Annotated in this window: 18 protein-coding genes; 15 read left to right on the forward strand and 3 right to left on the reverse strand. The window is 34.0% G+C overall.

What is annotated here, in order from left to right; translation table 11 throughout:
* Nucleotides 1–9 precede the first annotated feature (9 nt).
* Nucleotides 10–393, reverse strand: a complete 384-nt coding sequence (locus AC3ITQ_RS14570) for a hypothetical protein (RefSeq protein WP_489234901.1) — start codon at nucleotides 391–393, stop codon at nucleotides 10–12.
* Between the two features lie 221 nt (nucleotides 394–614).
* Between AC3ITQ_RS14570 and galA the strand changes: the two genes are divergently transcribed.
* The 5 genes from galA (at nucleotide 615) to AC3ITQ_RS14595 (ending at nucleotide 6,855) form a co-directional block, all read left to right on the forward strand.
* Entirely contained in the window at nucleotides 615–3,437 is a 2,823-nt protein-coding gene (galA, locus tag AC3ITQ_RS14575) for a beta-galactosidase GalA (RefSeq protein ID WP_489234902.1), read from the forward strand.
* Nucleotides 3,438–3,728: 291 nt separating this feature from the next.
* Complete coding sequence (locus AC3ITQ_RS14580; protein WP_489234904.1) at nucleotides 3,729–4,601, forward strand: helix-turn-helix domain-containing protein; 873 nt, start codon at nucleotides 3,729–3,731, stop codon at nucleotides 4,599–4,601.
* Nucleotides 4,602–4,782: 181 nt separating this feature from the next.
* Nucleotides 4,783–5,196, forward strand: a complete 414-nt coding sequence (locus AC3ITQ_RS14585; RefSeq protein ID WP_489234905.1) for a (R)-mandelonitrile lyase — start codon at nucleotides 4,783–4,785, stop codon at nucleotides 5,194–5,196.
* 27 nt (nucleotides 5,197–5,223) lie between these two features.
* Nucleotides 5,224–5,628, forward strand: a complete 405-nt coding sequence (locus tag AC3ITQ_RS14590; protein ID WP_375033008.1) for a cupin domain-containing protein — start codon at nucleotides 5,224–5,226, stop codon at nucleotides 5,626–5,628.
* A 174-nt stretch (nucleotides 5,629–5,802) separates the two neighbouring features.
* Nucleotides 5,803–6,855, forward strand: coding sequence for an NAD(P)-dependent alcohol dehydrogenase (locus AC3ITQ_RS14595; protein ID WP_489234906.1), 1,053 nt, complete (start codon nucleotides 5,803–5,805; stop codon nucleotides 6,853–6,855).
* A 191-nt stretch (nucleotides 6,856–7,046) separates the two neighbouring features.
* Here the strand turns inward: AC3ITQ_RS14595 and AC3ITQ_RS14600 are convergent, their stop codons facing one another.
* Entirely contained in the window at nucleotides 7,047–7,634 is a 588-nt protein-coding gene (locus tag AC3ITQ_RS14600; RefSeq protein WP_489234907.1) for a DUF4142 domain-containing protein, read from the reverse strand.
* Nucleotides 7,635–7,856: 222 nt separating this feature from the next.
* Between AC3ITQ_RS14600 and AC3ITQ_RS14605 the strand changes: the two genes are divergently transcribed.
* The 7 genes from AC3ITQ_RS14605 (at nucleotide 7,857) to AC3ITQ_RS14635 (ending at nucleotide 11,991) form a co-directional block, all read left to right on the forward strand.
* Complete coding sequence (locus AC3ITQ_RS14605) at nucleotides 7,857–8,510, forward strand: hypothetical protein (RefSeq protein ID WP_489234908.1); 654 nt, start codon at nucleotides 7,857–7,859, stop codon at nucleotides 8,508–8,510.
* A gap of 33 nt (nucleotides 8,511–8,543) precedes the next feature.
* A complete protein-coding gene (locus AC3ITQ_RS14610) occupies nucleotides 8,544–8,918 on the forward strand; it encodes a hypothetical protein (protein ID WP_489234909.1) in 375 nt (124 codons plus the stop codon).
* A 17-nt stretch (nucleotides 8,919–8,935) separates the two neighbouring features.
* Nucleotides 8,936–9,370, forward strand: coding sequence for a DoxX family protein (locus AC3ITQ_RS14615; protein ID WP_489234910.1), 435 nt, complete (start codon nucleotides 8,936–8,938; stop codon nucleotides 9,368–9,370).
* A gap of 179 nt (nucleotides 9,371–9,549) precedes the next feature.
* Nucleotides 9,550–9,780: a Rho termination factor gene (locus AC3ITQ_RS14620; RefSeq protein ID WP_489234911.1), complete on the forward strand. Its 231-nt coding sequence runs from the start codon at nucleotides 9,550–9,552 to the stop codon at nucleotides 9,778–9,780.
* Nucleotides 9,781–9,891: 111 nt separating this feature from the next.
* Nucleotides 9,892–10,983 carry a DNA topoisomerase IB gene (locus AC3ITQ_RS14625; RefSeq protein WP_489234912.1) on the forward strand — a complete coding sequence of 364 codons (1,092 nt, stop codon included), beginning with the start codon at nucleotides 9,892–9,894 and terminating at the stop codon, nucleotides 10,981–10,983.
* Nucleotides 10,984–11,092: 109 nt separating this feature from the next.
* Nucleotides 11,093–11,254 (forward strand): DUF1328 domain-containing protein, encoded by a 162-nt coding sequence (locus AC3ITQ_RS14630; RefSeq protein ID WP_194655776.1) that lies wholly within the window; start codon nucleotides 11,093–11,095, stop codon nucleotides 11,252–11,254.
* A gap of 92 nt (nucleotides 11,255–11,346) precedes the next feature.
* Nucleotides 11,347–11,991, forward strand: a complete 645-nt coding sequence (locus tag AC3ITQ_RS14635; RefSeq protein WP_489234913.1) for a DUF5661 family protein — start codon at nucleotides 11,347–11,349, stop codon at nucleotides 11,989–11,991.
* A 197-nt stretch (nucleotides 11,992–12,188) separates the two neighbouring features.
* On the opposite strand, the gene AC3ITQ_RS14640 is transcribed toward AC3ITQ_RS14635, so the two are convergent.
* Entirely contained in the window at nucleotides 12,189–12,701 is a 513-nt protein-coding gene (locus tag AC3ITQ_RS14640) for a hypothetical protein (protein ID WP_489234914.1), read from the reverse strand.
* A 191-nt stretch (nucleotides 12,702–12,892) separates the two neighbouring features.
* On the opposite strand from AC3ITQ_RS14640, the gene AC3ITQ_RS14645 reads away from it, so the two are divergent.
* From AC3ITQ_RS14645 to AC3ITQ_RS14655, 3 genes are all read left to right on the forward strand, one after another.
* Nucleotides 12,893–13,492 (forward strand): YciE/YciF ferroxidase family protein, encoded by a 600-nt coding sequence (locus AC3ITQ_RS14645; protein ID WP_489234915.1) that lies wholly within the window; start codon nucleotides 12,893–12,895, stop codon nucleotides 13,490–13,492.
* Between the two features lie 77 nt (nucleotides 13,493–13,569).
* Nucleotides 13,570–14,301, forward strand: coding sequence for a DNA-formamidopyrimidine glycosylase family protein (locus tag AC3ITQ_RS14650; protein ID WP_489234916.1), 732 nt, complete (start codon nucleotides 13,570–13,572; stop codon nucleotides 14,299–14,301).
* Complete coding sequence (locus tag AC3ITQ_RS14655) at nucleotides 14,298–15,005, forward strand: DUF72 domain-containing protein (protein WP_489234917.1); 708 nt, start codon at nucleotides 14,298–14,300, stop codon at nucleotides 15,003–15,005. Before AC3ITQ_RS14650 ends, AC3ITQ_RS14655 begins: the two co-directional genes overlap by 4 nt.
* Nucleotides 15,006–15,062: the final 57 nt, after the last annotated feature.

Genomic DNA, 15,062 nt, shown 5'->3' on the forward strand with positions numbered 1-15,062 from the left:
CGGCTATAGTTAATTCATTCCCTCAGTAATATCTCTTACGCCACCAAAACTGGTTTTTAACAATTCTCTGACCTGAAATTGAGTTTTATTACGGGTAATAGCATTCCATTCCTTAAAATCATAGACGTGAATTTGTTTCGCGTACGGATTGGTCACGAACGAAAGTCGGGAAATAGAGTATTTAAAATATTTTAATTCGTGTGAAATATGTCTGTTTGGAACTACGATCAATATAGTTTCAAAATCCAGAAAATTCTTTGGAACATCCTCTCTTTCGGCCAGGCCAAGGTGCTCAAAAAAAGCAATTATTTTTTGATCGTTTAATTTATCGATTTTGTCATCAATACGCTTAATGGTGCTAAGAAGCGTATTTTCGTCTTTTATAACACTCATAATACAATTTGGTTTTGTTAATTTCAATATAAAATTACACCAAAACAATAAGATTTGGTAAAGAACCACTGATAGAATGATTCTAAATTTTTAACGTCTAATTTTCAGGTATTATTGTTTGAGATAAAGATTAGACTTTGATAAAATACTATTGATTTATCCCATTTTAAAATTCTAATTTTAGCGCTCTTTGCTAACATTTACTATAAACCACATTATCTATGAAATCTATTTTTCCGAAAGAAATACTATCCTGTTTTATTTTTTTGATTTCGTTTTGTACTTCGGCACAAATTAAATCAGAAAGAGAATCAACCTTAATTGATAAAGACTGGCGTTTTTCGTTTGGACATTTATATGATACTCAAAAAGACTTTGGGCATGCCGAAGGTTATTTCTCGTATTTAACAAAAACTGGATTTGGCGATGGCCCTGCAGCGTCAGGTTTTGATGACCGTGCCTGGCGAAAATTAGATCTTCCACATGATTGGGCTGTAGAACAATCGTTTAGCGAAAAAGCAAGTTACAGTCACGGCTTTAAAACGGCTGGAAAAGGTTTTCCTGAAAAAAGCATTGGCTGGTATAGAAAGAAAATCAGTATTTCGGAAAGTGATAAAGGCAAAATCATTTTTCTGAAATTTGATGGTGTATTCAGAAATTCAAAAGTGTTTTTTAACGGCTATTTCCTCGGAACAGAAGAAAGCGGTTATAACGGATTTGAATATGACGTTACAGCTTATGTGAATTATGGTGGAGAAAATACAATCGTTGTCCGCGTTGATGCTTCGATGGAAGAAGGCTGGTTTTATGAGGGCGCCGGAATTTATCGACATGTATATTTAAAGAAAACAAATCCTATTCATGTTATTGAAAACGGAACTTATGTAACATCAGAAATAAAAGAGAATAGCGCTGAAATTACTGCTGAAGTTACTATCGAAAATAAAGGGAATAATAAAGGTTCAGTTGAAATTACTCAGACTATTTTTGATGCTAAAGGGAAACAAATCACTACTGTTTCTGAAAATGTTGAGGCTCCGGATTTTTATAAAACTGTAAATTCCACTTCAAAATTATCAGTAAAAAATCCATTGTTATGGGATATCGAAAATCCGAATTTATATCGTTTAGAAACTCAAATCAAACAAAACGGAAAGGTAATCGACAGTTATGAAACGCCTTTCGGAATAAGAACCATTCAATTTGATGCTGAAAAAGGTTTTTTTCTGAATGGAAAATCGGTGAAACTCAAAGGAACTAACAATCATCAGGATCATGCCGGAATTGGAACGGCCTTACCGGATGAATTGCAGTATTACCGAATCAAAAAACTCAAAGAAATGGGGTCGAATGCCTATCGCTGTTCGCATCATCCACCAACTCCGGAATTACTCAAAGCCTGTGATGAATTGGGAATGTTGGTAATAGATGAAACTCGTTTAATGGGAATTAACGATTATCATTTGAATGATTTGAAGCGAATGATCGAGCGTGACCGCAATCATCCGAGCATCTTTTGTTGGTCGGTTGGAAATGAAGAATGGAATATTGAAGGAAATATTGTGGGTGAGCGTGTTACCAATGTCATGCAGGGATTTGCAAAGAGTATTGATTCAACAAGACCTGTAACCGTTGGAATAAGTAGTGGTTTTAAAAGTGGAATATCCTCTATTGTTGAAATTATGGGTTATAATTATTTAGGAAATGGTGATATCGATGCACACCGAAATGAGTTTAAACAACAACCCGGAATGGGAACTGAGGAAGGATCAACCTTTGCAACGCGAGGTGTTTATTTTACAGATGATGCCAAACATTACCAAAGTGCTTACGATAAAAAACCACGCCCAACATTTTACAGCATCGAAGAGGGTTGGAAATTTTATGCGGAAAGACCGTATTTGGCAGGAGTATTTTTCTGGACAGGTTTTGATTATCGTGGTGAACCAACTCCTTATGGGTGGCCATCGGTGACTTCTTATTTTGGAATGATGGATGTTTGTGGTTTTCCAAAAGACAATGTATTTTATTTGAAATCATGGTGGGGAACTGAGCCTGTTTTACATCTTTTGCCACATTGGAACTGGAGCGGAATGGAAGGAAAGGAAATCGATGTTTGGGCATATTCAAATTGTGATGAAGTGGAGCTTTTTCTAAATAAAAAAAGTCTCGGAAAAAAGAAAATGGAGCTAAATGGTCATTTAGAATGGAAGGTAAAATACGAAGCCGGAACTTTGGAAGCAATTGGTTATAAAAATGGAAAAAAGATCCTGACAGAAGTTCAAAAAACGACAGGAAATTCGGAAAAAATAAAACTTTCTGTTGATAAAGAAAATCTTCCAAATTCAAATATAGTGGTTGTAACGGCCGAAATCACTGATAAAAATGGATTGCATGTGCCAACAGCAAACAATGAAATTGCGTTTTCAATAAAAGTAGGAAAAATTCTTGGAGTCGGAAATGGAAAACCGACTTCATTAGAGAGTGATAAATTTATTGATAACATTGACTTGGTTGCTATAAATAATTTTAAGGAGAAGAAATTAATTTCAGCTGATCTGCCAAGTAAAATTCAGGATGATATTGATGCTGAGTGGAATGATGCTTTTAAAGACAGGGATTATAAAAAACAAGCTCCGGCTTATGTTTACAAAGGTGATTTTGAGCTAAAAAACAACTCAGATTCTAATATCGTAACGTTCTTCTACAAGAAAATAGGAAAAGAAACTGTTGTTTTTGTAAACGGAAATAAAGTCGAATCAAGTAAGGAAGATGCTCAAAAATACATCTTAGATAAAAGTATTTTAAAAGAAGGAAAAAATACGATTTATATTGCAACAACCCCACTTGAAAAAATAAAAGACTGGGATGTAATGAACACCGATCCCGGAATTATTCAGATTGTAACTCCGGCAGAACCTTGGAAAAGAAAACTCTTTAACGGATATGCACAAATCATTATTCAAAAGGAGGAAGGTGAAAAAGAAGTTGTTTTATCTGCTTCTGCAAAAGGATTACAATCAACGTCTTTAAAGTTGAAATAGTTAGAAGATAGGGTTTCACGTAGATTTTGCAGATTTAGGCAGATTGGTAAAGATTTTTCAAAGTAATCCTTTTTATCTGCTTAAATCTGCAAAATCTGCGTGAAAAAAACTTTGCGCTTTTGCGACTCTGCCGAGATTATTTCGCCCCAATAAAAAAAACTTAGCGACCTTAGCGTAAACCCTTAGCTCCCGATGGCTATCGGGATTGCGTTTAAGCTCAACACAATCTAAAACTTGAAACCTGAAACAAAATAAACATATTTTTTTATTTGATTTTCATAACTTTGCAAAATGAAAGAGCAATTAGATTTTCAGGCTTCAGAAGTTGGTTTAAACGATTTGAAGCTAAAAGGTTTTAAAGTATACGAAATCAATGGTGATGTTAGTAAAATTCCAACCTATAACCGTAGGGATTTTTACAAGATTTGCATCAATACCAGCAAAAGTCTCATACATTACGCGGATCGCGGAATAGAAGTCGACGGAACTATTTTGTTTTTCGGAAATCCTCATATTCCTTATTCATGGGATATTATTTCCCCTTCCTATGAAGGTTTTGCCTGTGTTTTTACTGAAGATTTTTTGAAGGTAAATGATCGATCAGCAAGTCTTCATGAATCGCCTTTGTTTAAAATAGGCGGAACACCAATTTTTTCGTTATTACCTGAACAAAAGTTGTTTATAGATTCATTATTCCAAAAAATGATCGAAGAACAGGAAACAGATTATGTTTTTAAAGATGATTTAATCCGCAATTATATCAATTTGATTTTGCATGAGTCGATGAAAATGCAGCCTTCTGAAAACTTTTTTAAACATAAGAATGCTTCTTCAAGAATCACTTCATTGTTTCTGGAACTTTTAGAAAGACAATTTCCGGTAGAAACAAAAGATCAGCCTTTACTTTTAAAAACGCCGCAAGATTATGCGCAAAGCCTTGCTGTGCATGTAAATCACCTGAATCGTTCGGTAAAAGAAGTTACCGGAAAACCTACTACAGCACATATTACAGAACGAATTATCGGCGAGGCCATAGCTTTATTGCAACATACAGACTGGAGCATTGCAGATATCGGTTACTCACTCGGATTCGAATATCCAAGCTATTTTAATAATTACTTTAAAAGACTTACAGGGACAATTCCTAAATCGTTAAGAATGTAAATTGTTTCATATTCTTAATTTTTTGTTTGATTATCATTATCTCTGGTCAGTTTTACCAAGTAAATTTGCATCGAAATAATTAGTATTAATCCTTTATCGGTTTCTACAAACTAAATCTAACCTCTTTAAGCGCATTCCTGCTTTCAGATTTAGTTGTGCTGATAGTAAAAAACAAATAATTATGAAAACTTCAGAAAATCAATTAAACGAAATTTTTCCCAAAGGCGATTTAGCTTCGGCAGATTACTTTACAGGAAAAGCCTGGGTTAGAATGCTGGTACCAAACGACCCAGTTCTAAATACTGCAGTTGGTAATGTCGTTTTCGAACCCGGTGCAAGAAACAATTGGCACACTCATCCCGGCGGACAAATCCTGATCGTAACACACGGAACAGGCTATTATCAGGAAGTAGGGAAACCTATTCAATTGTTACAAGTAGGTGATGTTGTCAATATTCCGCCCGATCTTAAACACTGGCACGGCGCTTCTCCAGATAGCGAATTCACTCACATCGCAATAAGTACTAATACCCAAACAGGAATTGTAGATTGGTTAGAACCTGTAACTGACGAGCAATACAATAGCTTTCAATAAATACTAACTCCAAAAAATAAATAAGTCATGTCAACAAATTATACCACTGTTATCGAAGAAGGAAAAGTCCCGAATACGTATATGACGGGCGAAGTATCTTATAAAAAACAAACCAGCAATATTCATCCCGAAAATACAATGATTAAGGAAGTTACTTTTGAGCCTTGTGCAAGAAGTAATTGGCATATTAATTCAAGTCTGCATATGCTCATTGCAAAAGAAGGAGTAGGGTATTATCAGGAAAAAGGAAGCGCAGTTCGCCTGATTCATAAAGACGAAGTGATTACAATTTTACCGGGAATCGAGCATTGGTATGGCGCAACCCCGTTTAGAAAATTTTCTTATTTAGCTATTATTACCGAGATAGACAAAGGCCACGGATTATGGCTTGATAGCGTGACAGATAAAGAATATCACAGTTTTGGGAGTTAGAGGAATTTGATAATTTGTCAATTAGATAATTAGATAATTAGATAATTCTGGACTTACCTGACCACAATCTTGTCTTCCCGACAATAGAGAATCCGTTCCTATAAGTTGCCAATCTTTGCGACTTAGTGCCTTTGTGGCTATTAACCTGAAACTTGAAACAAAAAAACTTAAAACATGGAAACAAAAAACGTAAAAGCCTTTGGTACAGAAGCTGCTGAGGCACCATTAAAAAAATTAGACATCAAACGAAGAGCGGTACAGGCGCATGACGTAGAAATAGAAATTTTATATTGCGGAATTTGTCACTCCGATTTACATTCGGCGAGAAACGAGTGGCATGGTACTGTTTATCCAATTGTTCCCGGACATGAAATTGTAGGGAGAGTGGTAAAAGTAGGAGAGCATGTAAAGAATTTCACAGTAGGTCAATTAGCTGGAGTAGGCTGTATGGTTGATTCTTGTAGAGAATGTGAGCATTGCAAAAATGATTTAGAGCAATTCTGTGACGAAGGAAATATATTAACGTTCAATTCACCTGACAAACATTTAGGTGGACAAACTTTTGGAGGCTATTCACAAAGTATTGTAGTTGATGAGAATTATGTATTGCATATTTCAGACAAATTAGATCTTGCCGGAGTTGCACCGTTGTTATGTGCAGGAATCACAACGTATTCTCCGTTAAGACACTGGAAAGTTGGTCCTGGTCAAAAAGTGGGAATTGTTGGAATCGGTGGTTTAGGTCATATGGGAATCAAATTGGCTAAAGCAATGGGCGCTCATGTAGTGGTTTTCACTACATCATTATCTAAAACCGAAGATGCAAAACGTTTGGGAGCTGATGAAGTAGTTTTATCTACAGATCCGGAACAAATGGCAAGACATGCTAAAACGTTGCACTTTGTTTTAGATTGCGTATCGGCTGAACATAATATCGATTCGTATTTAAATTTACTTAAGGTAGACGGAAATCTGGTACTAGTTGGCGCTCCTATGGATCCGCTTCCGGTAACTTCATTCAGTTTAATTTTAGGAAGAAGAAGCTTCGCAGGATCTGCCATCGGTGGAATCAAAGAAACTCAGGAAATGTTGGATTTTTGTGCTGAACACAATATCACTGCTGATATCGAAGTAATTGGCGTAAACGAAGTAAATGATGCTTACGAAAGATTATTAAAAGGAGATATCAAGTATCGTTTTGTGATTGATATGGCTTCGCTGAAATAGGTTCTAAGTGGCTAAGGTACTAAGGTTCTAAGTTTTTTCGCTTATTACTAATTTACTATGCCCCTAAGAAAAAGAAAATTAGAACCTTAGCATCTCAGAACCTCAGTCCCTTTAAAAAAAAAGAAACCCCTTAAGCAATTCAACTCTTAAGGGGTTTTTAAAATAAATAATAATAACCAATTAAATTTATTTTACTTTTTGTCTAAATTTTGTTTTAGCAATTTGGCGTGCTCTAAATGCGCGGTCAATCCGGCAATATTATTAGAAGCCCACGTTTTTACATCTTGATCTTTCGCATCCTTAGAAGCTTCTTCAAGTTTTTTGATCGCTTTTTCGTGACCATCGATCATCATGTCAGCGAATTTTTTATCAAAATCCACTCCTGATTTTTCGTTTAATTTTTTGTATTCTTCCTGACCGTCTTCAGTAAGAGAAGTTGGAAGGGTAAAGTTTTTTGCTTTAGCCAAAGCACTAACTTCAGAAGCCGATTTAGTATGTTCGTCAACTAACATTTTTCCGAATTTTTTCACTTCAGGATTGGTACTTTTAGTTTGAGCTAATTTTCCAATTTCGATTTCAGCTAAATTAATTTCAGCCTGATCTACTAAAAACTCAGAATCATCTTCTTTACTATCTATAGAGTCAAATTTTGCCTCATTTGCATCTTCTGCTACTTCTTTTGGATCTTCTTGTTTAGGTTCATTTTTACAAGAATTCAAGAATATAATGATTAGTACTGCTCCTAAAATTACTTTTCCGGCTAATAGTATCTTTTTCATGATTTTATAGTTTAAATGTTATGATGTAAAATTATTTAGATTGAGTAAGAATGTCTTACAGGATTTTGAAAGATTGTTATATGATTTGAATACGCATGAAATATTTTAGCAAAATGTGGTTTACCGTAAAAATTGTAATGTATAAATTATAATATTTGTTACTTACTACATACAATTATTATTGAATCCTTAAATGATGTAAATAAAAATTAAAATATGAAAATGAACACTAAAGCTGCCTTTCAAATTACAATGACGTCTCTAATAGATAACTTAATATTGCCGTTGTTAATTTTTTGTTTTAGTTGTGCTGTGTCTAATGTATCAGCTCAACAGATGACTTTTAATCCCAATAAAACGGACAATGGATTAATTTTTGGATCACTTACTTTTCCTAAAGAAAAAGCAAGATTTCATGGTTATTATTTACAGATTACCTATAAATCTGCTGATCAAAAGGTAGCAAGAAAGAATTTTAAAGAGGTAAAATTTATTCCTGCACAGATTGTTAAGATGAGGCATAAAGGAGAATTAGATAATGGACTTACTTACCTCTTTGCAATTGAGAGACCTGCTGGTGATTATGAAATTACCGGTATACGACTTTTTTCAAATAGTGGTTTTGCAATAATGCAAAGAAATGATAATATAGGTGGGTTCTCAATTCCATTTAAAGTAAATAAGGGTGAAATTTTGTATGTAGGAAACATACAATTTAATGAATATGCAGGTGAAAATGAAACAGCATTTAGTTATCAAAATAATTTTGAAAAGGACCTATCTGGTATTAAAAAGCTGCAACCATTTGTTTATTGGGATGCAGCTAAAAAAGAAGATTCAATAAATATTTCTTTTCGTAAAGATGTAATAAAATAAACAAAACTATAAAATTAAAAACCCTAGTTATAAATGGAAAACATTCCTTCAGAAAAAAGTTTTGCAAATAAGATCTCAGGAATTTCAAACAGAGTTATATTTCTGGTTTCTTTGGGTTTAATAGCATTAAATTCTATTTTTATTATCATTTTATCCAGAAGAATGGGAGTGTATAATTTGGACGGGACTTATAATGCAGCTAATAGTTTAGCAACAGTAAGTGCTGGGTTAATGGGAATGATTTTCTCTCTTCCTGTTTTATGTTTGTTTTTAGCGTTTATAACTACAATCTTTATTGAAAAAAATCAACCCTACAGGAAACAGTATTTAAGGGGATATTTATTTACTCTTTTGATTTTAAATGCTGTTATTGTAATTAGATTTATTTATAATATAGTAGTTGGATAACCAAAAAAAAAAACATTTTGAACATCATCAATCAAAAATTAATTAAAATATTCTTACGTCTTACACTTTCCATCGGATTTCTATCAGCAGTTGCAGATAGATTCGGATTATGGAATGCCACAGTTTCAGCTTGGGGAAATTGGACCAATTTCCTTGCTTATACTAAAGTTTTAAATCCGTTAATTCCAGATAGTTTAATCGAGCCAGTTGCAATAATTGCGACAGGAGCTGAAATCATTTTTCCAATATTTTTGTTAATAGGTTTCAAAACCGAATTATTCGCAAAACTCAGCGGTTGTCTATTATTACTTTTCGGGTTATCGATGATTTTTTCTGTGGGAATTAAAGTGCCACTTGATTATTCCGTTTTCACCTCGGCAGCAGCTGCTTTTGCATTGAGTTTGATGAAAGAAAAATATCTGGAAATTGATCTATATCTTCAAAATAAATAACTACCATTTTAACTACAACCAAAAAAATCCCAATTCCAAAAGAGTTGGGATTTTTTTATGCGTCAGGTTTAGAGATAATTATGAAAATTATTGCAATAATTGTATAACACCAAAAGGCTTCTTATAGACGAATTTTGATATACACCAAACATAAATAATCAAGCCTAAATTTTTAAATCATGCATGCAAGTACTAAAAGCGACTATCATGGACTTTTAAAGGAAGGATATAGCAAGGAAGGATCAGAACGGGTTTCTAAAACCAGAGATTCTGATGCAAAGGTTGAAAAAACAAAACCATATGAAGAATGGACCAAAGAGGAATTATATCAGGAAGCAATAAAAGCGGGTATTCCGGGACGTTCTTACATGAGTAAAAAGAATTTGATTTATTCTTTGAAGAAATATTAAAAATAAAATACTGCCACACATTCCAATGGTAATGAAAGGGGAATATCTTTTTAAATTTTTAGAATCTGTGGCTAAAACATCCGCTTGACGGGAGACAAAAATCGAATAAACATGAATACAACAACAATAGCCAAAGCTGAAAAATTAGTGAAGCAATTAATTAAAACGCCACATCTGGTGTTGGAAAAATTGGATTTAGTATATATAAGTAATCAGCAACTGACTATTGAAAGATGCAAATGTGAAGAAGGGTTTATTTATAAAAAAAAGGGTCGTTGTATTAAACAAAAAAGCGAACTAAAGCGCATAAATAGTTTGGTTTTACCGCCAGCCTGGCAAAACGTACAAATTTCAGATTTGCCAAATGCACATTTACAAGCTGTCGGTTTAGACGATAGAAACAGAAAACAATACAGATATCATCCAAAATGGAATTTAATCAGAAATCAGACTAAATTCTATAAAATAGCAGAATTTGGTTCAAAATTACCTTCGATAAGAAAACAGGTTGATAAAGATTTAGAACAAAAAGAATGGGGAAGAGAGAAGGTAGTGGCTTTAGTAATTCGATTGATGGAAGAAACCCATATCAGAATTGGGAATGAGAAGTATGCCAAGGATAATAAATCGTATGGATTATCAACTTTGCGAAAACGCCATATTAATATTGATAAAAATTCACTCCGATTTGAATTTGTCGGAAAGAAGGGAATTCAACATACTATAACAACCAAAAATAAAAAACTTATAAAATTAGTAAGTCGATGTGAAGAAATTCCGGGTTGGGAAGTTTTTAAATATTACGATCGAAATGGTGAAAAGAAGGTTTTAGACAGCCATATGGTCAATGAATATTTACATAATATTTCAGGGGAATATTTTAGTGCAAAAGACTTTAGAACCTGGGCGGCGTCGATATTATTTTTTGAAACCCTAATGGATATCGGAACTACATCAGACGAAAAAGAAATAAAAAAGAATATTCTGGAAGCTTATGATATTACAGCAGAGGCGTTAGGAAATACCAGAAACGTTTGCAAGAATTATTACGTTCATCCTCTATTGGTTTCAACTTATGAAGACGGCTCAATTCAGCACTATTTTGATAGAGCAAAAAAAAGCCGAAGCAATCAGAAATACTTTTCGAGAACCGAAATTGCTTTTTCTGAGTTAATACAAAATTACCAGCTCAATTTATTGTAAATCAGTACTTATAGAGCTATAAATATAATGTTTAGAGTTAATGTTTATCTTTTAAAAACATGAAATTTGAGTAACAAACAAAAATCATATTAATTTAAAAATCAAGCTTATGTTACGTTGGACAGTCATTTTTATTATTCTAGCCATAGTGGCCGGAATATTCGGTTTTGGTGGGATCGCCGCCGGAGCAGCAAGTATAGCTAAAGTATTATTCTTTATATTCATTGTGTTATTTCTTCTTTCGCTTATTGGCGGCCGCAGAAGTATTTAGTCTATATAGCTCAGTAAATTAAATAACGAACTTGAAACGACACATATACTTCGGTAAATGTGTCGTTTATATTTTTAAAATAAAGAAATACTATGGGAACACAAAGCGGTGCTTATCAGGATGTTTACATCAAAAGAGACGACGAAATGGTAAGTTTAAAAAAGGATGTAACAGATTTTTGTGAGAAATATATAAAACCTGTTCATCCTAAAAATTGGGATTGGTCGGCTCGTGATTTTGAAAATCCGGAAAACGACCCAACCATCGATGAAGCGAGAGCAATAGGGAATGTGGTGTATAATGATTTAAAAAAGAGAGGGACAGATGTTGATCTCTCGACAATGAATAACGTAAAAGCAATTGAAGCGTATTTGAATCCGAAAAGCAAACATGAAGCATTTAATATGGAGGAATTTGCCTTTGCCTTAAAAGTAGAACTCGAACACGGAAGAATTAAAGACGTTAATGTAACCAACAATCATCCGTTTTTAACCGCTATGATTGCATTGGCGCATATGACGGAGAGCCTGACATATTACAAAAGATTAAAAGTAATGGAAGCTGAAGGAGAAATTTATGAAATCATGCGTAAAATTCAGGCTTCGGATGTTGGAAAAGAGGAATGGTATAAAGAATTAGGCAAAGCCGAACTGGAATTAAACGAAGCTAGAGCCGGACTCGCAGAACGTCTGGAAAAAATGGATGACATTCCGACTTTGGAGAAAATTGGGGATTAATGAATATTTCTTCTTGTTTGTCATTTCGACGAAAGGAGAAATCACACGCGGGATTCGACAAAGATTGGCGACATTCTGTGCGGAGTTTCTAGTGTGATTTCTCCTTCGTCGAAATGACAAGATAACCTGACATAGCATTAAAAAATAAAAAAACCGTTAAGTAATTAACGGTTTTCTTGTTTTTAGCCTTTGTGAGTTTAAAATTTTCTAGGATCATTTGCAGGATAGTCCTCTTCGGAATCTTCTTCTTCGATTTCTTCCTGTTCAAAATCATCGTCCTCATCTTCGTCATCCGGATCAATATCTTCCAGATCATCAACTTCATTAAAATCACCATCTTCACGTTCACGAACATCTGAAGGATTATCTAGTTCATCCACAGCAGGATCAAGATCTTCGTCTACAGCGTCATCATATAGATCATCGCTAGTATGTATTAAATCTTTTTCTGAGTGAAAATCATCGTCCAAATCTTCGATATCCTTCTTATCATAAACCATTTCGTCCGGATTTATCCCATCAGGATTGTGTCCATTTCTAACGGTATAGCCGCGTTCTGCGATTACTGCATTATCATCATCTGTTTCTTTCATGTCGTCGATATCATACAGTTCTTCATTCATAAGTCTGTTTTTATCGACAATATTTGGGTTTTGGTTTCTTGGATCTCTATTACTGGTTGTACTGTTTTTTTGTTCTGTAGTATTCATGATATAAAGTTTTATAGTATTAGTATTATACAAATCTAATCACGAAGGTGACCGATTTCTTTATAGGATTGTAAGTTGTAATTGTATAATTAACAGGTGTTTAGAATAGAACGAAATCAAACAATGATATAACTAAACCGAAACTGCGATACCTAATTTTATCTCATATTAATCCATATAAATTTATTATTATGAAAACCGCAACGAATAAAAAGGAAACTACAAAGTCTAAAGCAACTGTAAAAACGACTTCAAAAGCGACTTCAAAAACAGGAGTTACAAAACCAAAGTCTGATGCAGCATCAGGATTAACAGAATTATTTGAAGATGGACTTAAAGACATTTACTGGGCAGAAAAAGCATTGACAAAAGCGCTTCCTAAAATGGCTAAAAATGCTTCATCACCAGAACTTATTGATGCCCTAAACAATCATTTAACCGAAACAGAAGGGCAAATTAGCCGTTTAGAGCAAGTTTTTGAGCTTGCAGGTCAAAAAGCTACTGCGAAAAAATGCGATGCAATGGCGGGCTTAATTGAAGAAGGAAACGGAATTCTGGAAGAAACTGAAATTGGTGTCGTTCGCGATGCCGGAATCATTGCCGCTTGCCAGAAAATCGAACATTATGAAATTGCTACTTATGGCACACTAAGACAGTTTGCAGAAACTTTGGGTATGGAAGAAGCTGCTTCTTTATTGGAACAAACACTTGAAGAAGAAAAAGCTGCCGATAAAGCGCTGACAATTGTGGCTGTAACTGCCGTAAACTTTGAAGCGGCAGAAGCAGACTAGATTTTATTTTGATAGAAGATAAGAAAAGTGCAGTCTATAAAACTGCACTTTTTAATTTATAATTTAAAAGCCATATTATGCCCGAAGGTCCGTCCATAGTGATATTAAAAGAAGAAGTACAACAATTTACAGGAAAAAAAATAATCGATGTTTCCGGAAATAGTGCTATTGATATTGAGCGTCTTAAAGATAAAACAATACAGCGATTTAAAACCTGGGGAAAACATTTTTTAATTTGTTTTGAAGGTTTTACCGTAAAGATTCACATGCTGATGTTTGGAACATATCGTGTTAATGAACGAAAAGAAACTAAACCGAGATTAAGCCTGGTATTTTCTGATGGAGAAATTAATTTTTATACCTGTTCCATTAAAATTCTGGAAGGGGATATTGATGCTATCTATGATTGGAGCGAAGATGTAATGAATGAAAATTGGGATCCCAAAAAAGCAAAACAAAGTCTGGAAAAAAATCCAAATGAAATGATTTGTGATGCGATTTTAGATCAGAAGATATTTGCAGGAGTAGGAAACATTATTAAAAATGAAGTTTTGTACCGATGCCGCATCCATCCGGAGTCTTTAGTTGGTAAAATTCCGTTTCATCATCTGAATGAAATTATTTCTGAATGCTCTGTTTATAGTTTTGAATTCCTGTACTGGAAGAAAAAAAATGAATTGAAAAAGCATTGGGAAGCTTATACGAAAACAGTATGCCTGCGTTGCAATTTACCTATGATAAAAAAACACACTGGTCAACGAAATCGACGAAGTTTTTTCTGTACTAACTGTCAACAATTACACACATGAAAAATGAAATTCAAATAGGATGCTCCAGCTTTAATAACCGATTTTGGAAAGGCATTTTCTATCCTGAAAATCTGCCCACTTCAAAATGGTTTGACTTTTATTGCCAGCACTTTAATACTTACGAGTTTAATGGTAGTTTTTATCGATTTCCCACTGTAAAAGTATTTGAAAACTGGTACAATAAAGCACCGGAAAACTTTACATTTTCAGTTAAAGCGCACAAAGAAATTACACATATCAAAAAGTTTATTAATTGCGAAGATTTACTTTCTGAATTTTATCAGATTTGTAACTCGGGTTTAAAGGAAAAACTAGGCGCGATTTTATTTCAGTTTCCGCCAAGTTATAAGTTTAGTGCTGAGAATTTGCAATTAATCATTCAAAACCTGAATCCTGAGTTTAAAAATGTAATTGAGTTCCGAGATGAAAGCTGGTGGACTCCAGAAGTTTGGGATGCTTTTTCAGCAAATAACATTACGTTTTGCAGTGTGAGTTATCCAAATTTACCCAAAACTGTTTTTACTAATTTCCCTCTGGTTTATGTTAGATTTCATGGTATTCCGAAATTGTTTTATTCGAGTTATAATACTGAGGAATTACTTCAGATAAAAAAAGAAATAGCCTTAAAACCAGGTTTTGTGTATTTTAATAATACTGCAAGCGAAGCTGGGATTTTGAATGCTTTGGAATTTAAAGGAGTCTAACCGCAAAGTTCGCAAAGGGTTTACGCAAAGGGCACAAGGATAGTAATTAATCATTGC

This window comes from Flavobacterium sp. KH_001, assembly GCF_057840745.1.